Consider the following 25666-nt stretch of genomic DNA (forward strand, 5'->3'; position numbering starts at 1 on the left):
GGAGTCTATTGCTCCCCCTTCGCTATAGGGGCACCGTTATAACCAGCCCGGGGCGTTCAAGCCAGCCCGCAAATGTAAGAAGATATGACCCAGCTAGGCCTGTGCGGCCAGCAGTGCGGTTTCATCCACTTGATCCAGTTGGGCGGTCTCGAGGAAGCGTCTGGCGTAATCGCGCCAGATACCGCTGCTGACAAACAGAACGAACAGATCCGGGTCGATATGCTGTTCACGTACCATGCTCTGCATGATGGCAAGAGCCTGGGAGACCGTCTTGCCAGATTTGTAGGGGCGATCACTGGCGGTCAGAGCCTCGAAAATATCGGCGATAGCCATGATGCGGGCCGGTACGCTCATCTGTGATCCGGTCAGCTGGCGTGGGTAACCCTTGCCATCCATCCGCTCGTGATGGCCGCCGGCAATCTCCGGCACGCAGCGAAGATGACGGGGGAAGGGGAGGTGCTCCAGCATGCGTATGGTCTGGATGATGTGCTCGTTGATCTTGTAGCGCTCCTCCTCGGTGAGGGTTCCCCTGCTGATGGCAAGGTTGTATCTCTCCCCCCGGTTGTAGAGATGGTGCGGTACCTTGACCTTGAAGCCCCAGGGATTGTGCTCGTCGAACCGATCTCCATCCGGACGAGGCACAAGGTGCCAGCACTTGTCGGCCAGCAGTGGCTCGAGGCAGGGCAACTCGGGAGATGGTTCTTTCTGACGCAGCTTGATCTCCTCCCGGCTGATGCCGAGCCGATCGTCCAGGGTGCGCAGCCAGGTGCGGCTGGCGATGGCGTCGAGCCGTTCAATCTTCTCGGGGGCCATCCACTCGCCACCCAGATTGCACTCGGCGATGAAGGCAAACTCCTGATCCAGCTCGGCCCAGCGCGGGGCTGCCTCTTCCCGGCAGGCACTTCTGATCTCTGATGACAAGCGGGCAGCGAGGCACTCGATATAGACATCCCGCTTGAGTACTTCAAAACGGGTGCGGATCTCGTGGATCCGGTCGTAGAGGGTCTCCAGTTTGGTGGCCTTGTCGACCACGAACTCCGGGGTGGTCACCTTGCCACAGTCATGTAGCCAGCTGGCGATATGGATGGCTTCCCACTCCTCCTCGTTGAGAGTGAAATCGGCAAAGGGGCCCTGTCGCTGGGCGCAGGCCGCCTCGGTCAGCATCCGGGTCAGCTCCGGCACCCGCTGGCAGTGACCGCCGGTGTAGGGGCTCTTGGCGTCGATGGCGCCGGCCATCAGCTCGATAAAGGATTCGAGCAGCTGTTTCTGCTCTTCCAGCAAGCGCTGGTTCTCGATGGCGGAGGCGGAAGTGCCCGCCAGCGCTTCGATGAGGCTGATGCGCGATGCCAGCTCCTGTTCGCTGCAGCGTGGCAGGATCAGCAGGAGGTATCCGATCAGCTCCTGACGATGGCCGCAGAGCGGCTCAGCCACCAGCTGGCATGGGTCGGGAAAGGAACCCCAACTGTCCAGGTGTTGCCTCCATGTCGCCTCATCCAGGCTGAGGGAGATGCGCTGGGAAGTGGCCATGCCGGATAGCAATGGTTGTGGCCAGGGAACCTGCCCAAGGGGCAGCTCGGTTTGCTGCCAGCGGGCCTGGACCGGCTGCATCTTTTGCTGTTGGGCCAGGTAGAGGCTCCCCCCTTTTGCCTGTACCGCGGCGATGGTTTCATGCAGGATGCGGCTTAGCAGGGAGTCGAAGCGGTGCTCTGCAGCCAGTGCTCTACCCATGTTCATGAAGTTGCCGAGGGTTTGGCGCATGCCGGACATGGTGCGGGCAAGGTCATCTATCTCCCGGATGGCCGATTCTGGAACCTGCCCCTCGCCAAAGTCGAAACGCTGGATCCGCTCGGCCTCGCGGGTCAGGGCCAGCAGCGGGGTAGCGGTACGGCGGGAGACCATCCAGATCACTGGCAGCAGCAACAACAGGCTGGTCAGCGCCCATGCCATATTGATCAGTGCTTCATTGCGTGCCTGCTGATAGAGCAGATCTGCCGAGGCCAGCAGGGCGATGTAAAAAGGGGTGTCCTTGCCGAGGGGGGAGATATTGACCAGCCACTCTTGTTTTTCCCCTGTGGTCAGGGTCAGCTCCCGGGGAGAACCATCCAGCAGCACAGGCGTCCTCTCTAGCCTAGTTTTCAGCTCGGCCATGACTGGGCTGCCCAGAGCCGTGATCGCTGGCAGCTGGGTTAGCTGATCATAGGCTGGCAGATGTACAGGATCGGCCGCCAGTAGGGTCGCGGAGCGATCGAACAACACTACCTGGCTTTGGAGCGGCAACTGCAGCTCGCCAATCAAGGCCGAGAGCCCTTCGACACTGGCATCCAGCCCGATCACGGCGCGTTGGCTATGGCTGGTGACAGCCAGCGTCATGCCCGGCTCCCTGGTGGTAAAAAAGAGATAGGGGGTGGTGGCGACAATCTTTGATGAACCGCGAGCCAGCCGGTACCAGTCGCGGCTGCGGGGATCGAATCGATAATCCGCCATGGCTCGCCGCCCCAAAAGTTGCAGCTGCTCATCAAAATAGAGGAACTCTCCCCGCCCGCTACTCAGGCTCTGAACCAGCAACTGGCTGCCTTCAGGCACAGCCTGCAACTGGGCCCGGGCCCGTTCCGTGAGTTTTCGTACCAGAAAGAAATCGCCACTCTCATAGCCGATGTAGACGGCACCATAGCTGTCGCGATTGGCCAAGATCTCTGCCAACTGCGGCAGATACTCCAGTCGGCTTGCCAGATCGCTCATGTCGGCCAGTCGGCTGCTGGCTAGCAGGCTGAGGGACATGCGGGCTGGCTGCTCGTTCAATTGCAGAGCGAGGGCCAGCTGTTCCCGGTACTGTTTGAAGTTGTGGCGCTCATGTTCCAGCATCTGGCGAGAGCCCTGCTGGAACTGCAGCAGAATCAGCAGCATGCCCAGCACACTGAACAGCAGGGTAAATAGGGTGGCAATGTGAACATAGAAGGGCTTGCGCCCGGATCTGGCAGTGATCATGGACATTTCCTTGTCACAGTGATGCTTACGGAGACGATCTGTCAGCAGTGTGTCAATACGATAACAGAAATGACAATACTGGCCTGATATCTGTGCTTTTCCATGGTTGCCCACTGCCAGGCAGAGCTTGGCAGGAGATAGTGATTCATTCAGGTATCCCGTGCTACATTGCCTCACTTGTTACTGGTCTGTAAATCCATGGAGTGACTCATGCCTGCCATCCCCTATTCCGTGCTCGATCTGGTGCCTGTTGCCGAAGGTTCCGTACCTGCCGAGTCATTTCGCCGTTCGCGGGATCTAGCCCGCCATGCCGAGGGCTGGGGTTACCAGCGCTACTGGCTGGCCGAACACCACAACATGCCGGGCATTGCCAGTGCCGCCACCTCGGTGCTGATCGGTCATCTGGCCGAAGCCACCACCACTTTGCGGATCGGCGCGGGTGGCATCATGCTGCCGAACCACTCGCCGCTGGTGATTGCCGAGCAGTTTGGCACCTTGGCTTCTCTCTATCCCGACCGCATCGACCTTGGCCTTGGCCGCGCCCCCGGGACCGATCAGCGCACCATGCGGGCGCTGCGGCGTATGCGCAGTGGCGAGGTGGATGATTTTCCGGCCGATGTGCGCGAGCTGATGAGCTACTTTGGCGACGAGATCGGCGCGGTGCAGGCGGTGCCCGGTCAGGGGCTGCATCTGCCCATCTGGCTGCTGGGCTCCAGCCTCTACAGCGCGCAACTTGCAGCGGTGATGGGCTTGCCGTTCGGGTTTGCCTCCCATTTCGCCCCTGCCATGTTGCTGCAAGCGCTGGAGATCTACCGTAGCCAGTATCGCCCCTCCGCTCGCTGGCCCAAGCCCCATGCGGTGGTCTGCATCAACATGATTGCCGCCGACAGCGAGCGGGAGGCCCGCTTCCAGTTCACTACCATGCAGCAGCAGTTCTTGCGCCTCCATCGCGGTGATGCGGGCAAGCTGCCCGCGCCGGTCGTCCAGCTTGGCGATGAGTGGTCTCCCCGTGAGCTGATGGCGATGGAGCAGACCCTGGCCCGCTCGCTAGTGGGCAACCCGGAGCAGGTTCGTCATGGACTCAAGGCGCTGCTGGCGGAAACCCGTGCCGATGAGCTGATGTTCAATGGGCCCATCGTCGATCATCAGGCCCGACTGCGCTCCTTTGAAATTGCCGCCGAGCTGATGCAGAGCCTGTGATTACACATCCGGGCACATCTGCATGTGTGGCATAGCTTGACCTTATATCTCTTTATGTTTATTCAACTAATTGATTTTAAAGAGTTGTCAGGTTGATGTCGGCCATCTGTCGTGTCACCTTTCGCGGCGCAAGCCCTATGCTGGCCCTGTCAATTACCACAAGGAGTTCGAGATGATCGTCAGGAAGTTGAGATTGCAACGGGGTTGGTCTCAGGATCAGTTGGCAACGTTGACTGGTTTGAGTGTCCGCACTATCCAGCGGATCGAGCAGGGGCAGCAACCCGGACTGGAATCTCTCAAGGCCCTGGCCGCTGTCTTTGAGCTCGATGTGGCGCAACTGGACGGCACACGGCAACAGGAGCATGAGATGAGAGGGAGTGACACTATGGGGAAGGATGCATTGCAGGTTTCAGCAGAGGAGCAAGCTGCCATGAAGTATGTGGAGGGGCTCAAGGGCTTCTATCACCATGTCGCCAGCTATCTGCTGGTGATTGGCGGGTTGTTTGTCATCAACTATCTGAGCAACCCGGGGTATATCTGGGCCTGGTGGCCGGCACTGGGGTGGGGATTGGGACTGGCGTCCCATGCCATTCGGATATTCGAGCCTTTCAAACTGTTTGGCCCGGAGTGGGAGCGGCGCCAGATCGAGAAGCGGCTGGGGCGCAAGTTGTAACTTCATTCGCCGGAAAACAGGGCACACAAAATAGTAAGCCCGGCAGATTGCCGGGCTTTGTTATTGGTACGGGTCTTGGCAATCGGTGCAACTGCGACCGCCTGATTGCTGCGTACTCCCTAGCTGGCGTGAACCGGGCAGGAGGTGGCGATCAGAGCATCATCCTCGTAGCGCCACAGGGTGAGGCTGTTGCCCCAGACGCAGCCGGTATCCAGACCCTTGATATCGCTTTTTCCGGTGTTGCCCATCAGGGCTGCCCAGTGGCCGAACACCAGAATGGGGTCATCCACATGGTGTTCACGCTGCTCGAACCAGGGGCGCAGCCCCGGGGTCGACTCCTTGGGCCCCTTCTTGCATTTGAAGTCGAGCCGGCCATCAAAGTAGCAGAAGCGCATCCGGGTGAAGGTGTTGATGATGTAGCGGTAGCGGTCAATCCCGACCAGATCATCTTTCCAGCCATCGGGTTGGTCGCCATACATGTTGTGCAGCAGCCACTGGTACTGATCGCCGCGCAACAGGCTCTCTACCTCGCGGGCACAGTTGCGGGCGGTGCGGGCATCCCACGCCGGGGAGATACCGGCATGCACCATCATGATGGGCAGATCCGGATGCTCCGCCAGCAGCGGGCGGTGGCGCAGCCACTCCAGCAGTTCATCCCGATCCGGCGCATCCATCAGGCTCTGCAGCTTGTCTTTCTTCTTGAGTGGGGCAACGCCATTGGCGACCGCCAGCAGGTGCAGGTCGTGGTTGCCGAGCACGGTGACGGCGTGGTTGCCCAGCCCTTTGACAAAACGCAGGGTATTGAGGGAGTCCGGGCCGCGGGCGACCAGATCGCCGCAGAGCCAGAGCACGTCTTGGTCGGGATCGAACGCGGCAAGATCCAGCAGACGGCGCAAGTCGTCGTAACAGCCCTGGATGTCACCGACAAAACAGTTCGCCATGAAACCTCAGTTGATAATATTGGGGATGGCCAGCGTGAAGGGGGCGATGGGCGCCTCGAACTGCTGACCTGAGCCATCTTGCAGGGTATAGCTCCCTTCCATCACCCCGAGCGGGGTCGCCAGCGGCACGCCGCTCTGGTAGCGGTAGGTTTCCCCTTCGGCAATGACGGGTTGTTCCCCGACCACGCCCGGGCCTGCCACTTCCAGCATCTTGCCATTGGCATCGGTGATGAGCCAGCGCCGGTGCAGCAGTTGCACTGGGCCGGGCCCCAGATTCTCAATCTCGATCAGATAGTGAAACTGGTAAGGGTCTTTGGATCCCGCCACATACACGGGGTATGGGCGGATCTCGATGTGCGGGAGTGCCACAGGATCAGGCCTGTTGCTGATCCGCCAGCCAGTTGGCGATCATGACAAACTGCTCGAGGGAGAGATTCTCCGGGCGCAGGTTGCCATCGATACCAAGCTCGGTCAGCTGGGAGTCGGTGATGAAGTTGGAGAAGCTGTTGCGGATGGTCTTGCGACGCTGGCCAAAGCCCTCGGTACAGACGCGATTCAGACAACGAATGTCTTTTGCGACTATGGTCGGATTCTTGTGCGGGATCAGGCGAACTACGGCAGAGTCCACTTTCGGCGCCGGTTTGAAGGCGCCCGGGCCCACTTCCAGCACCGGCACCACCTGGCAGTAGTACTGGGTCATCACGCTCAGACGGCCATAAGCCTTGCTGCCCGGGCCTGCGGCCAGACGCAACACCACTTCCTTTTGCAGCATGAAGTGCATGTCCTCTACCCGATCGGCGAACTCGCACAGGTGGAAGATGAGCGGGGTGGAGATGTTGTAGGGCAGGTTGCCGAAGATACGCAGCGGCCCCTTGCCTTCACCCATCAGGGTGCCGAAGTCGAAACGCATGGCATCCGCTTCGATGACGGTCAACTTGTCTTTGAGGGTCGGGTGCTCGCGCAGGCGAGCTGCCAGGTCCCGGTCAAGCTCGACCACGGTCATTTTGTCCATCTGGGCGGCGACCGGCTCGGTCAGCGCGGCCAGACCCGGACCGATCTCCACCAGATTCTGACCCGGCTGCGGGTTGATGGCGGCGACGATTTGATCGATCACATACCGATCGTGCAAGAAGTTCTGACCGAAACGCTTACGGGCCGTGTGGCCCATGTGCACCTTACTGCTCATATCTTTTTTTCTCTACCATCTTGATGGCGTGGTTAATCGCGGTGACAAGGCTGCCCGGATCGGCCAGGCCCTTGCCTGCCAGATCCAGCGCGGTGCCGTGATCCACCGAAGTGCGGATGAAGGGAAGCCCCAGGGTGATATTGACCGAACTGCCAAAGCCCTTGTATTTGAGCACTGGCAGCCCCTGGTCGTGGTACATGGCGAGTACCGCATCCGCATCCTTGAGGTATTTCTCCTGGAACAGGGTGTCGGCCGGCAACGGGCCGACCAGATCAATCCCTTCCTGGCGCAGCGTGGCCAGGGCGGGTTCGATCACGTCAATCTCTTCACGTCCAAGATGGCCACCTTCCCCCGCGTGGGGGTTGAGGCCGCAGACGTAAATACGGGGTTTGGCGATGCCAAACTTGGTGGCGAGATCCTCGTTGAGGATCCGGATCACCTTGCCAAGGCGATCCTCGGTGATGGCCATCGCCACATAGGCCAGCGGAATATGGGTGGTTGCCAGAGCGACCCGCAGCCCCTCGGTTGCCAGCATCATCACCACATCGGCGGTGTTGGATTGCTGGGCAAAGAACTCGGTGTGGCCGCTAAACGAGACCCCGGCCTGGTTGATGATCCCCTTGTGCACCGGCCCGGTCACCACGGCGGCAAATTCGCCGCTCATGTTGCCATCACAGGCGCGCTGCAGGGTTGCCAGCACATAGGCGCCATTGCCTTCGTTCAGTTCGCCTGGCACCACGGCGGTACCGAGAGAGACAGAACATACCGTCAGGGTGCCGGCTCGCTGCGGTTGAGCAGGTTGACTGGCATCATAGGGCTCAAGCTCAATGGGCAGACCAAGCAGGGTTGCCCGCTCGCGCAGCAGCGCCGGATCGGCGATCACCACCAACTGGTGGGGCCAATCCTGCTGGGCAATCTGCAGCACTAAGTCCGGGCCGATCCCGGCCGGTTCGCCCGGGGTAACGGCAAGGCGACGGCAGCTCATCAGCTCGCAGATCCTTCGACACGGATGTATGCCTCGTCACGCAGCTCATCCAGCCACGCCTGGGACTCTTCCACGAAGCGACGGTTGTAGATCAGCTGGTAGGCGCGCTGCTCCTGAGCCTTGTCGGTCGCATCCTGGCTGCGGCGATCTTCCACCTGCACGATGTGCCAGCCGTGGCTGGTACGGAACGGGGCACTGATCTGGCCCGGTTGCAGACGGTTGATCATGTCGCGGAACTCGGGGACATAGACGTTGGGATCAGACCAGCCCAGTTCGCCACCCTGCACCGCAGAGCCCGGATCTTCGGAGTACTTCTCCGCCATGCTGGCGAAGCTTGCCTTGCCGCTCTTGATGTCGTGCAGAATGCCATCCAGCATCCCCTTGGCTTTCTCTTCGCTCAGGATGATGGAGGGCTTGATCAGGATATGACGGGCCTTCACCTCGGTCTGCATCACTTGCTGCTGACCCTTGGTGTCGAACACCTTGACGATGTGCAGGCCGGCACCGGAGCGCAGCGGGCCGACGATGTCGCCCTTCTTGGCACCCTGTACCGCTTCCGCCATCAGGGTCGGCATCTCTTGCGGGCTCATCCAGCCCCAGTCGCCCCCTTCCAGCGCCTTGGGACCGTTACTCTCGGCAATGGCCAGTTTGCGGAAGTCGGCACCTTGCTTGAGGGCGGCCAGAATGCGCTCGATCTTGCTCTTGGCGGCATCCAGCTGGGCGGCAGTGGGGTTGTCCGGCAGGGCAATCTGGATATGGCCGACGTGGTATGCGTTCTGCTGTTGACCCTGTTTCTTCAGGATCTCCACCACCTGCTTCACCTCCTGCTCGGAGATGTTGATACGGCGGCGCACCTGATTGCGGCGCACCTCGTTCATCAGGATCTCGCGGCGAACCTCTTCCCGATACTGGGCATAGGTCATCCCTTCACGGGCGATCTGGGCCCGCAGCTGATCCAGGGTCATCTTGTTGTCGGCAGCGATGCCCTGAATAGCCTGTTCCAGCTGGGTGTCGCTGATCTTCAGCCCCTGGCGCTCCGCCAGTTGCAGCTGCAGGCTCTCCTGGATCAGCCGATCCAGCGCCTGTTTGCGCAGGGTGGCGTCGTCAGGCAGGGACTGGCCGCTCTCCTGAGCGGAGAGTTTTACCTTGTTGACCAGTGCGTCCTGTTGGCTGGACAGCACCACGTCCTTGTTGACCACGGCCAGCACCTTGTCCATCAGCTCGGGCGCAGCCAGTGCGGCCTGGCTCATGGCACCGAACATTCCCGCGGTCAGCAGGGCAATCAGGGTCTTTTTCATATCCATCTCTCAAGGCTGGGCCAGCATCATTGCTGGCCTTTCAGATTAAACGGGCGAACATAGGGCAACAGCTCGGTATCCAGGGTGACGCTGCGGCCACCGGTACCCACGCTGCCAAGTCCCTTCATTTCAAACTGCAGACCAATGACTTTTTCCGAAGTGGGCTTCAGGGTGACGTTGTCCGGCTGATTGTGCCACTCCAGGCTCATGTTGATGCTCCAGCAGCAGGAGTCGTATTTGACACCGATCTTGCGGTCAATGTTCACATCCTGCTTGATGTCACGGTAGTAACCGCCATACATCTGCCACTGATCGGCGATCGGCGCCATCATCACCAGACCTGCCTGGCTCAGATCTTCTGCCAGCGCCGTGTTGGTCGGATAGCGATAGTCCAGGTTGCCATCCTTGATGTAGCGGTAGTTGACCTGAGTAGTCAGCTTGCCGGTCCGGTACTCGACTGCACCGTTGCCAGCCGTAAATTCACCCTCGGAGGTATCGTACTGGGTCCCCGCGTGGGCAAACCACTCATCGGTGATCCGGGCATCCCCCTCGAACGAGAGCAGGGAGCGGGCGTTGGTGCTTTCCGGATTTGAAGGGTAGAGGCGCACCTTGGGTGGTGTCATTTCGAAGGCCTGGGCCACCGCAAGACGCAACCGTTCATCACCCACATTGTCATAGACCCGGCTGGTCAGGCCAACGGTGACCCGATTGGCATCGCTGATGCGGTCGAGACCGGCAAAGCGGCGGTCACTGAACAGGCTGTAGTAGTCCTGACGGGTGGTGGTGGAGTCGTAGATCCCGATCTCGTCCTGATTTTTGTAAGGGATATAGAGGTACTGGAACTCGGGTTCCAGGGTCTGGGTGCCCTTGCCATCATACCAGTCGAGCGGCCGATCGAAGTTGACGCCCCCCTTGAGGCGGAAGGAGGGCAGAGTACGGGTAATGGTGCCCTCTTTCAGGGTCAGCTGTTTGCTGTCTGCATCGGTGAAGCGGCTGCGGTCCTGGCTAACCAGATTATCGGGTACCTCCTGGTTGTAGGAGGTAAACATCAGCTTGTACTGACTGGTCAGGTAGTAACCCGGTGCATCCACCAAGGGCACGGTCAGGGTTGGCGCCAGATGCAGGCGGGTGGCGGTATAGCGCTCACCTGCTTGCAGAGTAGCGGCACTGCCACTGTCATAGCCAAACTTGGTCAGTTCACTGTTCCAGGCCAGATCGAACCACTTGCCTTGCTGATAGTAGTTGTAGTCGATACGCGGCAGCATCTCGTGGGGCAGCAACGCATATGGGCTCAGGATCTGGTAGCGGCGCACCTCGGAGGTGAGGTTCCAGTTGTGCTGGTAGTAGCCGGCGGTAAAGGATTGCTGCAACTGACTGTCGACCTGAGTGCCTACTTGCGGGCTGAAGTCGTTGAAGTAGTTGTAGTCCTTGTCGCGCACCTGGGTGTAGTCGATACCAAAACGCAGGCTGCCATCCATCAGGGTGGAGCCGTGTCGGACGTTCATCAGGTAGCGATGGCCATCGGACAGGCCAGCCAGACTCGGGTTGCTCGGGCTGTACTGCTTGTCATCCGCCAGATTTTCAAAATAGAGGGTGCCGGTGTGGGCGGGGTCCGGCATGTAGCGGAACTCCACCTGTTCCATCAGGCCGCGTTTGTCCATAAAACGGGAGGTGATGGTGGCATCATAGTTGGGGGCAATGTTCCAGTAGAAGGGCTGGGTGATATCCATGCCGTTGCTGGAGCTCTGCTTGTAACCCGGGTAGAGCAGACCGGTCTTCCGCTCATCCTTGATGGGGAAGTTGATATAGGGGAAGTAGAACACCGGATAGTCGTAAAGCCAGAGACTGGCGTTCCAGGCTTCGCCAAACACCTCTTTCTGGTCGATGTCGATGCTGCCCGCCTTGAGGGTCCACACTTCCTGACCGGGGGGGCAGGTGGTGTACTGGGCCCCCTCCATGGTGATGTTCTGGTTGTTGTTGGTCATCACTACGCGCTTGGCAAAGCCGCGCACCGGTGAGCCATGCACCTGATACTTGCCCTCCTCCAGTTCGGAGTTCTTGGTATCCAGGTTGGATTTGAGGGTCTTGTCGCTGGTGACGGTCACCTGACCGTCGTTGTAATAGATGTTGCCGATGGCGATGACATCCCGGCTCTTCTGGTCGAGCTGGGCATAGTCGGAGTCAAACTTGCGAACACCCTGACGAACCTTGACGTCACCTTCATAGACGGCGGTGCCGCCCTGTTTGGCCTCGAGACGGTCAGCATCAACCTCGACCGGCTGTGCGTTGGCATCCTGATCCGATGCAGGCTTCTCTATCTTGGGAACATAGTCATAGCAGAGACTATCGAGAATGCCGGTGGCTGGCGGCGCTTCGAACGGGGCCGCCTGCACCATCATAGGGGTGAGTGCGGGGGCCAGGCTGATAGTCAGGGCGATGGGATAGCGGTACCCCAGTGTCCATTTTGTCATGTGAAAGACTCGTGCAATCCGTGATAGATACGGTTGATCCAAGGCATGCATTTTACGACAGGTTTCATCGAGTTGACATTGCATGTCATTGCTTTATGTTAGCCGGCAATGATAAAGCATTATTGCGGCCAGGGCTAACAGCCAAGTGCTGCTTTCCACCTTGGTCTTCTACTTATGCACGATCGCGATTCCCTGCTATTGCAGTGGGCACGCCGTATTTCCGGTGATGCCAATCTTCAGTTGACCCTTATTTCCGGTGATGCCAGCTTCCGCCGCTACTATCGTGGTGGTGGTCTGGTGTGGGTGGATGCCAATCCGAAAACCGAAAAAAATCATGAATTTGTTCGTAACGCGGCGGCCTTGCAGGCGCGTCAGCTGTTGGCGCCAGAGGTGAAGGCGGTGGACTACGAACAGGGGCTGCTGGCGGTCAGTGACCTGGGCGATACCCAGCTGATCAGCTGCCTGAACGAACACAATGTGCTGGCCTGGTATGGCAAGGCGATTGATTTGCTGCCCCGCCTGGGGGCGGTTGAACTGGCGCTTGAACCCTTCGATGCGGCTTTTATGGCGCGGGAGAACAGCATTTTCCCCGAGTGGCTGCTGGGCCAGCATCTGCAGCTGACCCTGAGCCATGAAGAGCAGCAACTGCTGGACGAGACCTTCGCTTGCCTCACTGCCTGCAATCTGGCCCAGCCGCAGGGGGTGATGCATAGAGATTTCCACAGTCGCAACCTGATGGTGTGTGGCGGAGACACTCCTGATAGCAGCGAACTCGCCATCATCGATTTTCAGGATATGGTCATCGGCCCGCTCACCTATGATCTGGTTTCCCTGCTGAAAGATTGCTACGTACGCTGGCCGGACGCGGTGATCGAGCAGGGGATGCAACACGGTTTTGCCACTCTGCAGCAGGCGGGACTGCTTGGCGAGCTCGATTATGCCAGTTTCCGTCGTGATGCTGACCTGACCGGCATGCAGCGCCACCTCAAAGCTGCCGGAATCTTTACCCGGCTCTATCATCGCGACGGCAAGTCCGGCTATCTCAAGGATATTCCCCGTACCCTCGGCTATGTGGTGGATGTCTGTCGCACTCACGGTAGCGCCTATCCGGTATTGGCCCGTTTTGGTCAGTGGCTGGAGCAGGTGGTGTTGCCGGGGATCGCCAATGCTGGAGTTAAATCATGAAGGCGATGATCCTGGCCGCTGGCCGTGGCGAGCGGATGCGCCCGCTGACTGACCTGCTGCCCAAGCCGCTGCTGGCGGTGGGGGGCAAGCCGCTCATCGTTCATCACATCGAAAAACTCAAAGCCGCCGGCGTGACCGAGTTGGTCATCAACCACGCTTGGCTCGGCCACAAGCTGGTCGAGAGCCTTGGTGATGGCCGTGCGCTTGGCGTGACCATCCACTGGTCAGCCGAGGAGAGCGCACTGGAGACCGCGGGCGGCATCGTGCAGGCGCTGCCACTACTGGGCGCAGAACCTTTTCTGGTGATCAACGGCGATACCTGGCTCGATCTCGATTATCACACTCTGGTCAGCCAGCCCCTGGGCGAGGATCTGGCCCACCTTTGGCTGGTGCCCAATCCGCCCCAGCACCCGAGCGGGGACTTTGCCCTGCAAGAAGGGCGAGTCATGGATACGCCAGCGTTTACCTTCAGCGGGGTCGGACTATATGATCCGGCGGCCTTTGCCGGTCTCGCGGGCGGTGCCCGCAAGCTGGCGCCCCTGCTCCGTGACTGGATGGCGCAAGGGCGGGTGGGCGGCAGCCTGCTCGCTGGCGAGTGGCGTGATATCGGCACGGTCGATCGACTGCGCGAGCTGGATGACCAGCTCCAGGCCCGCACTCATTAACTTCAAGAGGTCTTGAACCATGCGTATTTGGGGTAAGGTGCTGGGCGCCTTCTTCGGTTTTCTGCTCGGCAATATCATCGGCGCCCTGATTGGCCTCTGGATCGGCCACCGTTTCGACCGTGGCATGGGGCTGCAGGGGGCGTTTCGTCGCGGTCCGAGTCAGGAGCAGCAAGCCGTCTTCTTCCATGCCACTTTCTCGGTGATGGGTCACATCGCCAAGTCCAGCGGCCAGGTGACCGAACAGGAGATCCGGGTTGCCTCCAACCTGATGGATCGGATGCGGCTGGCGGGCGAACAGCGTGCCCGGGCGCAGGAGTCGTTTCGTCTCGGTAAGGAGGCCGACTTCCCGCTGCGCGAGACCCTGGCCGAGTTCCGCCGTGCCAGTCTGGGGCAGCGCGATATCCTGCGCTTCTTCCTTGAAGTGCAGTTGCAGGCGGCCTTTGCCGACGGGCGGGTGGAGGAAGGCGAGCGCGCCATTCTTCATACCATTGCCGACGAGCTGGGCTTCAGCCGCATCGAGCTGGCCCGCATTCTGGCGATGGCCGAAGCGCAGATGAACTTCTTCAATCAGGCTCATGGCCAGTATCAGGGGGGCCATTCCGGTGGCCAGCAGTATCGGCAGGCGGCACCCTCGGCGGATCGCCTCAAGAATGCCTACCAGCTGCTGGGGGTGAGCGAGAGCGACAGCGATCAGGATATCAAGCGCGCCTACCGCAAGGAGATGAGCAAGCATCACCCGGACAAGCTGGCCGCCAAAGGGCTGCCGCCTGAGATGATGGAGATGGCCAAGGAGAAGACCCAGGAGATCCAGCAAGCCTGGGAGTGGATCCGCGAGGCCCGCGGCATCCGGTAAGTGCCAACGTCGGATTGGAACAGACAATAAAAAGCCCCGCAGCAGTGCGGGGCTTTGTTTTGCCGTGTGGCGTAGGCTGGATTATTTGGCCGGAATCGCTTCCAGTACGTGCACCAGCAGTTGCCAGAAACGTTCGACCGCCGGGATATGTACCTTCTCGTCAGGGGAGTGGGCACCGCGGATGGTCGGGCCGAAGGAGACCATGTCCCACTCCGGGTAGGCGCTCTTGAACAGACCGCACTCGAGACCGGCGTGGATCACCATCACGTTGGGCATGGTGCCGAACAGGGTCTGGTAGCTATTGCGTACCAGCGCCATGATGGGGGAGTCCACGTTCGGCGCCCAACCCGGGTAGGCACCGGTGAATTCGCAGCTGGCGCCTGCCAAGGTGAACAGGGAGCGGGTCATCTGCTCGATGCTCTCGCGGCCGGAGTCAATCAGGGAGCGGATCAGGCACTGGACGTACACTTCGCCATCCTGAGTCTTGATGACCCCCAGGTTGGTAGAGGTTTCGGTCACGCCGGGCATGGCATCGCTCATGCGCATCACGCCGTTCGGGCAGGCCATCAGGGCATCCAGCAGGCGCTGCTGCAGGGAGACGCTCATCAACTTGGCCGGTTTGGCGGCGTTGTTGACCAGCACGGTCAGGTTCGGCTCGGTGGCGGCCAGTTCGGTCTGGTAGATCCCGGTGTAGCGGTCAACCAGCGCCTTGAACTCGTTTACGCTGGCAGCAGGCACCAGCAGGGTGGCACGGGCTTCGCGCGGGATGGCGTTGCGCAGGGTGCCGCCGTGGATCTCGGCCAGACGAACACCCAGCGGCTCTGCTGCTTTGAGCAGGCGAACCAGCAGCTTGTTGGCGTTGCCACGACCGCGATGGATATCGCAACCTGAGTGACCGCCACGCAGCCCTTTCACGGCCAGCTCGAACGCTTCGCCTTCGCTGGCGTCAACCAGCTCGAGCGGGAAGCGGATATTGGCATCCACACCGCCAGCGCAGCCCATATAGACTTCGCCATCCTCTTCGGAGTCGGTGTTGAGCAGAATTTCGCCCTCCAGCCAGCCCGCTTCCAGACCGAATGCGCCGGTCATGCCGGTCTCTTCGTCTGTGGTCAGCAGCACTTCTAGCGGACCGTGCTTGATGGTCTTGTCAGCCAGCACAGCCAGGCAACCGGCCATACCGATGCCGTTGTCGGCACCCAGGGTGGTGCCACGGGCAGTGACCCACTCGCCATCTATATAGGCATCGATGGGATCGGTCGCGAAGTCGTGTTTGGTGTCGGCGTTGGCCTGCGGCACCATGTCGATGTGGGCCTGCAGTACCACGGCTTTGCGGTTTTCCATCCCCGGGGTGGCCGGTTTCTTGATGATGATGTTGCCGACCTTGTCCTGCTTGACCGCCAGACCTTCCCCTTGAGCCCATTGGATGATCCAGGCGCTCAGTTTGGCTTCATGTTTGGAAGGGTGGGGGATGGAGCATATCTGTTCGAAGAAATGCCAAATCAGTTTGGGAGAGAGAGAGCTAAGCTGTGCCACGTCGGGACTCCTTACCAGCACGGAATTAACAGGGCCCCATCAGCGGGCCGGGGAAGAGGATAACGATAATACAGTCAATCACACAAAAATGTGAGCAATCAGCGCAAATCGCAGGCAGCTTGTGCTGGCTGATGGCAACCAGGCAGTACGATCGTCAGGTTCGGACGACGCTGACCGATAGAAAAGAAAATATGTGACCGATCTCACAAAAATATTGAATTTAACGCACCGACTGGTAAATTAGCTCCCGTGGTTCGCCACCCGTCAGGATGACGATGAAAGCCTCCAGGGAACCGAAGCAAAGCAAGTGCGCCTCCATGGAACCGAGTGTTCGTTCAAGGATTTGAGCCCGCATAAAGGTACGTAACTTGTTAAGCAATCAGGAGTTTCAATATGCCAGGCAGCAACTCAACCTATTGGTTTGCCCCCTCTTTGTATACCCAGGGTTTCAGCTACCCTAACCCCTTCGTCACTCGTCGCTAAGACGAGCTGCCCAACCAGGCAGAGGCGAGAAAGCAGCAGGTGCGTGAGGTTAAACCTCCCCCTGCTATTTTTTTATCTGCGATTTGCCGCACAGCCCATTAGGACTCGGCAGCAGGGACGGCAGGTTAGTCGTTTGGAGCTCGAGATGTGCCGAATGGAGAGGGTGATGCCGATTTTTCCTGTTTTTGGCATACGTTTGCCAGGCATTTTCTCTGCAAACGGTGCTATCATATCGGCCCAACAGCCTGTCCGCGGTTTGGACACATCATCTAACCGATCGCCGGATAAGCCCATCTTGCTTCCATTGTTATCAGATTTGCTGCCGAGGCTTAGCCCTGAGGCAGCCGAAGTGCAATCTGAATTCAGTCGGGCAAGGGCCGCCATTTACTGGCATCCGCAGGGATAATTGCGGGTGTTGTTATTTTAAGTGATTGTTTTTAAATAACTATTCGAGATCGATAACATGCCGAAAAAGTTCTATGTGTCGTGGGACAACCTGCAACGTGAAGCTCGCCGTCTGGCCCGTCGTCAGCTGCCTGTCAGCCAGTGGAAAGGTATCATCGCGGTCAGCCGTGGTGGTCTGGTGCCCGCAGCCCTGATGGCCCGTGAACTTGGCATTCGTAATGTGGAAACCCTCTGCATCTCCAGCTATGACCATGACAGCCAGCGCGAGCTGGTGGTCGTGAAGGCTGCCACCACCGCCGGTGACGGCGAAGGCTGGCTGGTGGTGGAAGATCTGGTGGACACCGGCACTACCGCCAAGGCGATCCGCGAGCTCTACCCGAAAGCCAAGTTCATCGCGATTTTCGCCAAGCCGATGGGCGAAGCGCTGCTGGACGATTTCGAAGTGGCGATCCCGCAGGATACCTGGATCGAACAGCCGTGGGATATGGCACTGGAGTTCGCCACACCGATCTGCGACGAAAAGTAACGGGAGCGGGATGTGACGCTCGCTGCGTCCATTGGTCGCAACCGGCAATAATGGTTTCACAGGGCTCCAATTTGGAGCCCTGTTTTTTTGTGTATCAATCTGTTGCAGGGTGGCTGATGGGCAGTAAAAGTGGTTAAGATGAGCTATTGCCTGATATGAATGGGACACTATCTTGGACTTGAACGAAGACCTAAACCTGACCGAACAGCTCTTTACCCGCGTCAAGAAGGTATTGGAAACATCCGAGATCTCCAACTCCAGTGCGGCTGATCTGGCGCAAGCCGAGTCAGACGAGATGTTTATCGACGGATCCATGTCAAAGAGCTGGTATCGCTTGCTGCGCCGCCCCTCCTGGACCTGGCAGGGGGCAGACCCCATCGAAGTGGAGCAGACCCTGGCCCGCATCGCCATGGCGACCGGCGAGCGCACCCATGACTGCTATCTCGATACCATCAAGGGCTATGTGCCTGGCAACTGGATCTACGAGTGGAGCCAGGTGGCTGGCAACTATTTCAAGCAGGGCCGCGAACTGCGCGAGAAGGGAGATCCTTCTGGCGCCTTGAAACAGCTGCTCAAGGCGGTGCGCTACTACTCCATCGCCAGCTATCCCCATCTCAAGGATGACGAGCTGGCGGATCAAGCCCAGCTGCTTGGCAACATGGCCTATCGCGAGGCAGGTCGCCTGTTCAAGGTACCGCTCAAAGAGATCCAGGTGCCTTTTCGCGGCAAGCATATTCAGGGTTATCTCCACCTGCCGACGACCGAAAAACCGGTACCGCTGGTGATCATCAGCGGCGGGATCGACTCCCTGCAGCTCGATTTCCTCAACTTCTATCTCAAACGGCTCGAGCCCAACGGTATTGGCATGCTCTCCCTCGATATGCCCGGGGTCGGCTATGCCGAGCATTGGCCGCTGGTGCAGGATACCAGCCGTCTCCATCAGGCGGTGCTCCATTACCTTTCCGAAGTGGCCTGGGTCGATCATCAGCGTATCGCCATGGTGGGGATGCGTCTGGCAGGCAATATCGCAGCCAGACTGGCCTTTATCGAACCCTTTAAGCTGCGCACCGTGGTTTGTGTCGGCGCCGGTGTCAATCAGGTGTTTACCAATCAGGAGCTGTTTGCCAAGTGTCCGCGCATGATGCGGGATAGTCTGGCCAACCGGTTGGGGGCGGATGCGGCGCAGTGGGACGGCATGCGTACCAAGTGCCAGGTTTTTTCACTTAAAACACAAGGATTACTGGGGACTCGCACCTCTGTGCCGATATTGAGTATTGGACACAAGCGAGATTTTATCTGTCCCGAGCAGGATGTACGGGCATTGGCGGCGGCCAGTCGTAACGGCAAGGCCATCGTATTCGACAAACAGCCTTTGCTGGAGGTGTATGACAAGGCACTGGACGAAATCGTCGAGTGGCTGAAACAGCATTTGTGTACCTGATATTGCGCTAAAGAACTGACGCCATCCCGAGGTGGCGCGGCTTGTTTAACAGGGAGGTTAACATGTCTGAAAGAGTGACCTACAAGCGACTGCTGAGGCAGTTTGCTGCCATTGGCCCCTACTTGCGTGAGGATCTCTGCGAAGAGGGGCGTTATCGTTTCGACTGCCTGTCGGTCTGTGTCAGCGCCAAGCCGGCGCCGGACAAACGGGAGTTCTGGGGCTGGTGGCTGGTGCTGGAGCAGGACGATCACCATTTCCGTTACCATTATCAGCTCGGTTTCTACAATGCTGATGGTGAGTGGCTGGACAAGCCGATCCCCAAGAAGCACCAGGTAGAAGTGGAGCGGACCCTCAACCGTTTCTACAAGCTCATCAGCGACAAACTGACGGCACTGGAGTGTCAGTTAGCGCCAGCGGATCAGGTCACCAATGAGTTGACCGTGACCGCCGCTTGATCCCTGATGCCCGGCGAGCAGCATCCCGCTGTTTGCCGGGCCATCAGTCAGCCATCTCCCCTTCCGCCCGCAATCATCCGGGCTTTGCCCCATCTCCTCACCCCGGCGTTAATTGCCTTGCAGGGCACCATGGCCGTGGGTATAAAGATATTCCTTACTTTTTTAGCCTTTATGCTCCCATGGAAAACAGAACCATAGTCGTCAAGTTGGGCACCAGCGTGCTCACAGGGGGGTCTTCCCAGCTCAATCGTGCCCATATGGTCGAGCTGGTCAGACAGTGTGCGGCCTTGCACCGTCACGGCCATCGGGTCGTGGTTGTCACATCAGGAGCTATCGCCGCCGGGCGTGAACATCTGGGTCACCCGCCACTGGCGCCAACCCTTCCCAACAAGCAGATGCTGGCGGCGGTTGGTCAGACCCAGCTTATTCGGGTATGGCAGGATCTGTTCAACCTCTACGGTCTGCATATCGGCCAGATGCTGCTGACCCGCGCCGATCTGGAAGATCGGGAGCGCTACCTCAACGCCCGCGACACCATGCGCACCCTGCTCGATCACCGCATTATTCCGGTCATCAACGAAAACGATGCGGTGGCGACCGCCGAGATCAAGGTCGGCGACAACGACAACCTCTCCGCGCGGGCCGCCATTCTGGCGGATGCGGATCTGCTGATCCTGCTAACCGACCAGAAGGGGCTCTTTACCGCCGATCCGCGCACCAATCCCGATGCCCAGCTTATTGAAGAGGTGCAGACTATCGACGATACCCTGCGCTCGCTGGCGGGTGACAGTGTCAGCGGCCTCGGCACCGGCGGCATGGCTACCAAGCTGCAGGCCGCCGATGTGGCACGCCGCGCTGGTGTCAACGTGGTGATCGCGACCGGCCAGATGCCGGAGGTGATCGGCCGTCTCGCCAAGGGCGAGCGGATTGGCACCCTGTTCCCGGCGCTGGCGTCCCCGCTGGAAGGGCGCAAGAGCTGGATCCTGGCAGGCCCACCCCCTCATGGCGAAGTGCATGTGGATCAGGGGGCTGTCGCCGCCATGAAGGAGAAAGGCTCCAGCCTGCTGCCCAAGGGGATCGTCGCGGTCAAGGGCGACTTTATTCGGGGCGATGTGGTGCGCATTCTTGATCCCAAGGGCGCTGAGCTGGCCCGCGGCATCTGCCGTTACGACCATCTGGAGCTGGAGAAGCTGCGCGGCGTTCACTCGGATCAGATTGAGCAGGTACTGGGCTATGGATATGGTTCAGTAGCCATCCATCGAGACGATATGGTGCTGCTCTAATCAGGGCGGCACGGCATGAACAAAAGGGAACCGAGATGAGTCTGGAGAAAATGGGGCAGGCGGCCCGTGAAGCTGCCTATCAGCTGGCTACCATCAGCACGGCGCAGAAGAACCGGGCGCTGGCCGCCATCGCCGACGAGCTGGAGGCGCGCTGTGAGCAGATCCTCGTAGCCAACGCGAAAGATATTGCCGCCGGTCGTGAGGCAGGCTTGTCAGAAGCCATGCTGGATCGCCTGCTGCTAAATCCAGCCCGGTTGGCCGGGATTGTGGCGGATGTGCGCAAGGTAATTACGCTGGACGATCCGGTCGGCGCCGAAATGGATAGCCGGGTGCTGGAAAATGGCCTGCGGCTCTCCCGTCGTCGGGTGCCCATCGGGGTTATCGGCGTCATCTACGAGGCGCGCCCCAACGTCACCATCGACATCGCCAGCCTCTGCCTCAAGACCGGCAACGCCAGCATCCTGCGTGGTGGGCGCGAGACCTTCCACTCCAATCTGGAGCTAGTGCGGGTGATCCAGCATGCCTTGGCGGCCTCCGGTCTGCCCGAGGCGGCGGTGCAGTACATCGACAACCAGGATCGGGCGCTGGTCGGCGAGTTGCTGCGTCTCGACCGCTATGTGGACATGATCATCCCCCGTGGCGGTGCCGGCCTGCACAAGATGTGCAAGGAGAACAGCTCCATCCCGGTCATCATCGGCGGGTTCGGTATCAGCCATATTTTCGTCGACGAGAGTGCCGATCTGGTGCGCTCTCTGGCTGTTATCGACAACGCCAAGGTGCAACGCCCCTCCGCCTGTAATGCCCTCGATACTCTGCTGGTACACGAGAAAGTCGCTTCGGCTTTCCTGCCGCAGCTGGTGACGCTGATGAACGAGCGCAAGGTGACGCTGGTGGCCGCGCCCAACGCCATGACGCAGTTGGCGGGTGCCGACAACCTGTGCGAGGCGGGGCCGGAGGATTTCGATACCGAGTGGCTCGGGCTGACCCTAGGGGTTAAGTTGGTGGCGGATGTGAACGAGGCACTGGCCCATATGCGCGAGCACAACGCCGGTCACTCCGATGCCATCCTGACCAACGATCTGGCCAACGCCGAGCGTTTTGTCAATGGCGCCGGTTCGGCGGCTGTCTATGTCAACGCCTCCACCCGTTTCACCGATGGTGGCCAGTTTGGTTTGGGGGCCGAGGTGGCGGTCTCGACCCAGATGCTGCATGCCCGTGGCCCCATGGGGCTGACCGAGCTCACCAGCTACAAGTGGGTAGGGCAGGCCGATTACCTCAGCCGCGCCTGATAACAGGCTTTTGCAAAAACAAAAATGCCGACCCCAGGGTCGGCATTTTATTTGGTGGATATCGTGAAGATATCAGGCGCTCGGGTTATTCCCCGTGATAGAGCGCCTTGTCACCTTGCTTGAGCACATAACCCTTCCAGATAAAGAGGGTGTAGCCGCTGCCCTGCCACGACCAGTTGCCCTCCGCACCTTGACGGGTCAGCAGGTGCTGCTCGCCGCTTGGCAGATGCAGTTCGGCCTGCGTCTGGTCGGTGTTGAACAGCACGAAGGCGCTGCTGGTCTGGCTGGCATCGGTCGGATTGAGCCGTACACCCTCTTCAAACAGGCGCACACATTTGCCAGCCAGCGCTGACCACTGATAGCCCGCACTGCCGATACAGCCGTGGCTGTCGCGATCGCCGCCCACCAGATGTTGTTCCGGTGTACTGCATGCCGCCAGTAGCAGAGAGGCGGCCATCAGGGTCAAGGTGCGCATGGTTACTCCTGCAGATCCCGTTCGATGACGATGTTGGAGAATCCCAGCTCTTTGAAGTAGTTCTCCTGGTAATCCTTCACGCTTTTCTTGTCGCGGCGACAAACCTGAGCCAGCTGGGCCTCCATGGCGTGAAAACTGGTGAGATCCAGCCCTTCGGCAGCAGCGATGGCGTCGTAGATGCTGCGGAACTTGTCGTTCGCGTAGCCGATCTCTTTGGCCTGTTTTTTATAGGTGTACGTAATCTTAAAGGCCATCTTGCCCTTCCTTCTTCGATTTGGCTTGCTTGCGCTGGACGTAGAGGTAGAGGCTTTCGACCTTCTCCCGAGCCCAGGGGGTCTTGCGCAAGAACTTCAGGCTGGACTTGATGCTGGGATTATCGGTGAAGCAGCGGATATTGATCTGCTGCCCCAGCTCTTCCCAGCCGTAGTGTTCGACCAGCGCGGTGACGATGGCTTCCAGCGTCAGCCCGTGCAGCGGGTTGTTCTTCTGCGAGGCGTTCGGTTGCTCGCTCATGCCTGCTCCGCCAGCTTGGCAAAGGGCTGACCCATGCGGGTGGTGACACCGTTAGCCAAGTGAGGTTCGAAACCGGCCAGCATGCCCGGGCCAAACAGGCAGACGACAGTACTGCCCAGCTTGAACAGCCCCATCTCGGCACCTTTTTGCAATGTAATGGCCTCGTCGCCGGTATAGTCCCAGCGCACCACCTTCTTCTCTTTGGTCGGCGCAATGTTGCCGGCCCAGATGGTCTCGATGCTGGCCACGATAGTGGCACCGACCAGTACCAGCGCCATGGGGCCGTGCGGGGTGCGGAAGGTGGCCACCACCCGCTCGTTGCGGGCAAACAGGTTAGGCACGTTCTCGGCGGTGAGCGGGTTGACGGAGAAGAGATCCCCCGGCACGAACACCATGCTCTCCAGCACACCTTCCAGCGGCATGTGGATGCGGTGATAATCCTTGGGCGCCAGATAGATGGTGGCAAAGTCGCCATCCTTGAACGGCGCCACCAGATCCTCATAGCCACCCAGCAGTTCGCGGGCGCTGTAGTCGTGGCCCTTGGCCTGGATGATGCGACCCTGCTGGATCGGACCGAGCTGGCTGACGGTGCCATCCACCGGCAGGGCCAGAGTCATGGCATCTTCTACCACGGGGCGGATACCGGGCTTGAGCTCGCGGGTGAAGAACTCGTTGAAGCTCTTGTAGTGGGCCGGGCTCTCGTGCAGCGCCTCGCTCATGTCGACCTTGTACTGCTTGATAAAGGCCTCGATCACTTTGGTGGTGATGTTACCCGCTTCGGCGGCGGCAAATTTGCCGATCAGACGGGAGAGGGCGTGCTTGGGCAGACAGTATTGACCGGCAATTTTCAGGTTGTCAGTAATGCTCATGTTCATCATCAACGTAGGTTTATTAGGGTCACAGGCGCGCTTGCTGGCGACCGTGACGGGCTTCCTGCATGGTTTCCAGGATGCGGTGATAGTTGTGGAAGCGATCGGCACTGATAGCGCCCGCGTCGACCGCGGCGCGCAGGGCACAGCCGGGATCGTCCTTGTGGGTACAGTCGCGGAACTTGCAGCCACCCAGATAGTCGCGAAACTCGACGAAGCACCAGGTGATGCGGTCGGCTTCCAGATGCCAGAGGGCGAACTCGCGGATCCCGGGGGAGTCGATGAGATCGCCACCGCTCGGGAAGTGGTAGAGTCGCGCCGTGGTGGTGGTGTGCTGGCCGAGCCCCGAGTTTTCGGAGATCTCGCCGGTCAGCACATCCAGCCCCGGCATCAGGGCGTTGGTGAGCGAGGATTTACCCACCCCGGACTGGCCGACGAAGATGCTGATCTTGTCGGTCAGTGCGGCTCTAAGCTCATCCAGCCCTTCGCCGCTCTCGCAGCTCACCAGCAGCACCTCGTAATTGAGTTTGCGGTAGGTTTCGAGCTGGCTTTCGATGCGCGCTCTGGCGGCATCATCGAGCATATCGACCTTGTTCAGCACGATGAGGGGGCGGATCTCCACATCCTCGGCGGCCACCAGATAGCGGTCGACGATGTTGGTGGAGAACTCGGGCATCACCGCCGAGACGATGATGATCTGGTCGATATTGGCTGCGATGGGTTTGACCCCGTCGTAGAAGTCCGGCCGGGTCAGTACCGAGTGGCGCGGATGCACCGCCTCGATGACGCCCGCTGTCGCGGCATTGAGGCCGGGACGCCACACCACCTTGTCGCCGCACACCAGACTGCTGATGCTGCTGCGCCGCAGGTTGCTGCGGTGGATGGTGCCATCGACCGCTTCCACGTCTGCGTGCTGACCGAAACGGCTGATCACCACCCCTTCGATGGCGGGGCCAAACAGGGTGTCATCCACCACTGTGGTGTGATCTTTTTGCAGCCGCCGTTCGCGGTTGGCCTGGACGCGCCTTTGTTGACCCAGATTGAGTTTTGCTTTCTTTGCCACTCGATTCGCCAGTTTATGAACAGATCCAAAGCCAGTATGATACATGCAAATTGGCAAAATTCCGCCATTCCTCCCAATAGAGAGAGCAATCATGACAGTCAGCGCGCAGAACCTGGTATGGATCGACATGGAGATGACGGGTCTCGACCCCGAAGAGAACGTGGTACTGGAGATTGCCACCATCGTCACCGACAAGGATCTGAACGTACTGGCCGAAGGGCCGGTCATCGCCATTCATCAGAGTGATGAAGAGCTGGCCAAGATGGACGACTGGAACGTCAACACCCATACCAAGAGCGGTCTGGTCGCCCGGGTCAAGGCGAGTCAGCACGATGAGGCGAAAGCCATTGCCGAGACCCTCGCGTTCATTCGCCAGTGGGTGCCGGAGCGTACCAGCCCGCTGTGCGGCAACAGCATCGGTCAGGATCGCCGCTTCATGGTCAAGCACATGGCCGAGCTGGAAGCCTTCTTCCACTACCGCAACGTCGACGTCAGCACCATCAAGGAGCTGGTACGCCGCTGGCAGCCGGAGTTGCTGGATCAGTTCAAGAAGAGCGGCACCCACCAGGCGCTGGACGATATCCGCGAATCCATCGCCGAGCTGCAGTTCTATCGCAGCCACGTCTTCAAGATCTGATTCCCCGGCAAGGGGTTGTCATACTCTGGCTGCTAAAATCGACAGTTCGGCCAGCTTTTGAGCGAACGCGCGCAACCAGACAAAAAAGCCCTTGCAATTGGAATGACTGCTCTTATAATTCGGCTCCCGTACAGTAGCGCAAGCAACCAAATGCTGTTCGGCCTGTTTTAAGGTAGTTGCGGGAATAGCTCAGTTGGTAGAGCACGACCTTGCCAAGGTCGGGGTCGCGAGTTCGAGTCTCGTTTCCCGCTC

Annotated in this window: 24 protein-coding genes and 1 tRNA gene; 12 read left to right on the forward strand and 13 right to left on the reverse strand. The window is 59.6% G+C overall.

Features of this window, described 5'->3' with window-relative positions:
• Positions 1 to 93: 93 nt before the first annotated feature.
• Complete coding sequence (locus G5179_RS13520; protein WP_421258533.1) at positions 94 to 2985, reverse strand: HD domain-containing phosphohydrolase; 2892 nt, start codon at positions 2983 to 2985, stop codon at positions 94 to 96.
• Positions 2986 to 3195: 210 nt separating this feature from the next.
• Between G5179_RS13520 and G5179_RS13525 the strand changes: the two genes are divergently transcribed.
• Positions 3196 to 4185, forward strand: a complete 990-nt coding sequence (locus tag G5179_RS13525) for a luciferase-like monooxygenase (protein ID WP_421258534.1) — start codon at positions 3196 to 3198, stop codon at positions 4183 to 4185.
• Between the two features lie 172 nt (positions 4186 to 4357).
• Positions 4358 to 4858, forward strand: a complete 501-nt coding sequence (locus G5179_RS13530; protein ID WP_227341996.1) for a 2TM domain-containing protein — start codon at positions 4358 to 4360, stop codon at positions 4856 to 4858.
• A 119-nt stretch (positions 4859 to 4977) separates the two neighbouring features.
• Here G5179_RS13530 and G5179_RS13535 read toward each other — a convergent pair whose 3' ends face one another.
• From G5179_RS13535 to lptD, 6 genes are read right to left on the reverse strand one after another with little or no spacing between them, the layout of a single operon-like run.
• Positions 4978 to 5799 carry a symmetrical bis(5'-nucleosyl)-tetraphosphatase gene (locus tag G5179_RS13535; RefSeq protein WP_421258535.1) on the reverse strand — a complete coding sequence of 274 codons (822 nt, stop codon included), beginning with the start codon at positions 5797 to 5799 and terminating at the stop codon, positions 4978 to 4980.
• 6 nt (positions 5800 to 5805) lie between these two features.
• Complete coding sequence (apaG, locus tag G5179_RS13540) at positions 5806 to 6168, reverse strand: Co2+/Mg2+ efflux protein ApaG (protein WP_031227971.1); 363 nt, start codon at positions 6166 to 6168, stop codon at positions 5806 to 5808.
• A 4-nt stretch (positions 6169 to 6172) separates the two neighbouring features.
• Positions 6173 to 6985 (reverse strand): 16S rRNA (adenine(1518)-N(6)/adenine(1519)-N(6))-dimethyltransferase RsmA, encoded by an 813-nt coding sequence (gene rsmA / locus G5179_RS13545; RefSeq protein ID WP_421258536.1) that lies wholly within the window; start codon positions 6983 to 6985, stop codon positions 6173 to 6175.
• Complete coding sequence (gene pdxA, locus G5179_RS13550; protein WP_279489692.1) at positions 6975 to 7970, reverse strand: 4-hydroxythreonine-4-phosphate dehydrogenase PdxA; 996 nt, start codon at positions 7968 to 7970, stop codon at positions 6975 to 6977. Before pdxA ends, rsmA begins: the two co-directional genes overlap by 11 nt.
• A complete protein-coding gene (gene surA / locus G5179_RS13555; RefSeq protein WP_421258537.1) occupies positions 7970 to 9268 on the reverse strand; it encodes a peptidylprolyl isomerase SurA in 1299 nt (432 codons plus the stop codon). The genes pdxA and surA overlap by 1 nt, the downstream gene beginning before the upstream one ends.
• A 26-nt stretch (positions 9269 to 9294) precedes the next feature.
• Complete coding sequence (gene lptD, locus G5179_RS13560; RefSeq protein ID WP_421258538.1) at positions 9295 to 11739, reverse strand: LPS assembly protein LptD; 2445 nt, start codon at positions 11737 to 11739, stop codon at positions 9295 to 9297.
• Positions 11740 to 11913: 174 nt separating this feature from the next.
• Between lptD and G5179_RS13565 the strand changes: the two genes are divergently transcribed.
• The 3 genes from G5179_RS13565 to djlA are packed head-to-tail and all read left to right on the forward strand — an operon-like array spanning position 11914 to position 14442.
• On the forward strand, positions 11914 to 12924 hold the full coding sequence (locus tag G5179_RS13565; protein ID WP_421258539.1) for an aminoglycoside phosphotransferase family protein: 1011 nt from the start codon (positions 11914 to 11916) through the stop codon (positions 12922 to 12924).
• Entirely contained in the window at positions 12921 to 13589 is a 669-nt protein-coding gene (gene murU / locus G5179_RS13570) for an N-acetylmuramate alpha-1-phosphate uridylyltransferase MurU (protein ID WP_421258540.1), read from the forward strand. The genes G5179_RS13565 and murU overlap by 4 nt, the downstream gene beginning before the upstream one ends.
• Positions 13590 to 13608: 19 nt before the next feature.
• Positions 13609 to 14442, forward strand: coding sequence for a co-chaperone DjlA (gene djlA / locus G5179_RS13575; RefSeq protein WP_005358354.1), 834 nt, complete (start codon positions 13609 to 13611; stop codon positions 14440 to 14442).
• Positions 14443 to 14523: 81 nt separating this feature from the next.
• On the opposite strand, the gene G5179_RS13580 is transcribed toward djlA, so the two are convergent.
• Positions 14524 to 15975: an aminoacyl-histidine dipeptidase gene (locus G5179_RS13580; RefSeq protein ID WP_421258541.1), complete on the reverse strand. Its 1452-nt coding sequence runs from the start codon at positions 15973 to 15975 to the stop codon at positions 14524 to 14526.
• Positions 15976 to 16921: 946 nt separating this feature from the next.
• Here G5179_RS13580 and gpt point away from each other — a divergent pair.
• From gpt to G5179_RS13605, 5 genes are all read left to right on the forward strand, one after another.
• Complete coding sequence (gpt, locus tag G5179_RS13585; protein WP_005339007.1) at positions 16922 to 17389, forward strand: xanthine phosphoribosyltransferase; 468 nt, start codon at positions 16922 to 16924, stop codon at positions 17387 to 17389.
• 172 nt (positions 17390 to 17561) lie between these two features.
• On the forward strand, positions 17562 to 18830 hold the full coding sequence (frsA, locus tag G5179_RS13590) for an esterase FrsA (RefSeq protein ID WP_005349360.1): 1269 nt from the start codon (positions 17562 to 17564) through the stop codon (positions 18828 to 18830).
• 62 nt (positions 18831 to 18892) lie between these two features.
• On the forward strand, positions 18893 to 19285 hold the full coding sequence (crl, locus tag G5179_RS13595) for a sigma factor-binding protein Crl (protein ID WP_005339003.1): 393 nt from the start codon (positions 18893 to 18895) through the stop codon (positions 19283 to 19285).
• Between the two features lie 179 nt (positions 19286 to 19464).
• Positions 19465 to 20568, forward strand: coding sequence for a glutamate 5-kinase (proB, locus tag G5179_RS13600; protein ID WP_005358365.1), 1104 nt, complete (start codon positions 19465 to 19467; stop codon positions 20566 to 20568).
• Entirely contained in the window at positions 20568 to 21857 is a 1290-nt protein-coding gene (locus tag G5179_RS13605; RefSeq protein WP_421258548.1) for a glutamate-5-semialdehyde dehydrogenase, read from the forward strand. Before proB ends, G5179_RS13605 begins: the two co-directional genes overlap by 1 nt.
• Positions 21858 to 21942: 85 nt before the next feature.
• Here G5179_RS13605 and G5179_RS13610 read toward each other — a convergent pair whose 3' ends face one another.
• Genes G5179_RS13610 through rsgA form a run of 5 tightly spaced genes read right to left on the reverse strand, consistent with a single transcriptional unit; the run spans position 21943 to position 24777 of the window.
• Positions 21943 to 22332: a hypothetical protein gene (locus G5179_RS13610; RefSeq protein WP_421258542.1), complete on the reverse strand. Its 390-nt coding sequence runs from the start codon at positions 22330 to 22332 to the stop codon at positions 21943 to 21945.
• A gap of 2 nt (positions 22333 to 22334) precedes the next feature.
• Positions 22335 to 22586, reverse strand: a complete 252-nt coding sequence (locus tag G5179_RS13615; protein WP_005338984.1) for a DUF2960 domain-containing protein — start codon at positions 22584 to 22586, stop codon at positions 22335 to 22337.
• A complete protein-coding gene (locus tag G5179_RS13620; protein ID WP_005349372.1) occupies positions 22576 to 22845 on the reverse strand; it encodes a VF530 family DNA-binding protein in 270 nt (89 codons plus the stop codon). Before G5179_RS13620 ends, G5179_RS13615 begins: the two co-directional genes overlap by 11 nt.
• Complete coding sequence (gene asd, locus G5179_RS13625) at positions 22842 to 23714, reverse strand: archaetidylserine decarboxylase (RefSeq protein ID WP_421258543.1); 873 nt, start codon at positions 23712 to 23714, stop codon at positions 22842 to 22844. The genes G5179_RS13620 and asd overlap by 4 nt, the downstream gene beginning before the upstream one ends.
• A gap of 28 nt (positions 23715 to 23742) precedes the next feature.
• Complete coding sequence (gene rsgA / locus G5179_RS13630; RefSeq protein ID WP_216977076.1) at positions 23743 to 24777, reverse strand: small ribosomal subunit biogenesis GTPase RsgA; 1035 nt, start codon at positions 24775 to 24777, stop codon at positions 23743 to 23745.
• A 91-nt stretch (positions 24778 to 24868) separates the two neighbouring features.
• On the opposite strand from rsgA, the gene orn reads away from it, so the two are divergent.
• Together orn and G5179_RS13640 are read left to right on the forward strand one after the other, a co-directional pair.
• Entirely contained in the window at positions 24869 to 25414 is a 546-nt protein-coding gene (orn, locus tag G5179_RS13635) for an oligoribonuclease (protein WP_111900716.1), read from the forward strand.
• 178 nt (positions 25415 to 25592) lie between these two features.
• Positions 25593 to 25665, forward strand: a tRNA-Gly gene (locus G5179_RS13640).
• Position 25666 lies beyond the last annotated feature (1 nt).

The organism is Aeromonas sp. 600886, from assembly GCF_049174935.1.
In the GTDB taxonomy this organism is placed as follows: domain Bacteria; phylum Pseudomonadota; class Gammaproteobacteria; order Enterobacterales; family Aeromonadaceae; genus Aeromonas; species Aeromonas veronii_A.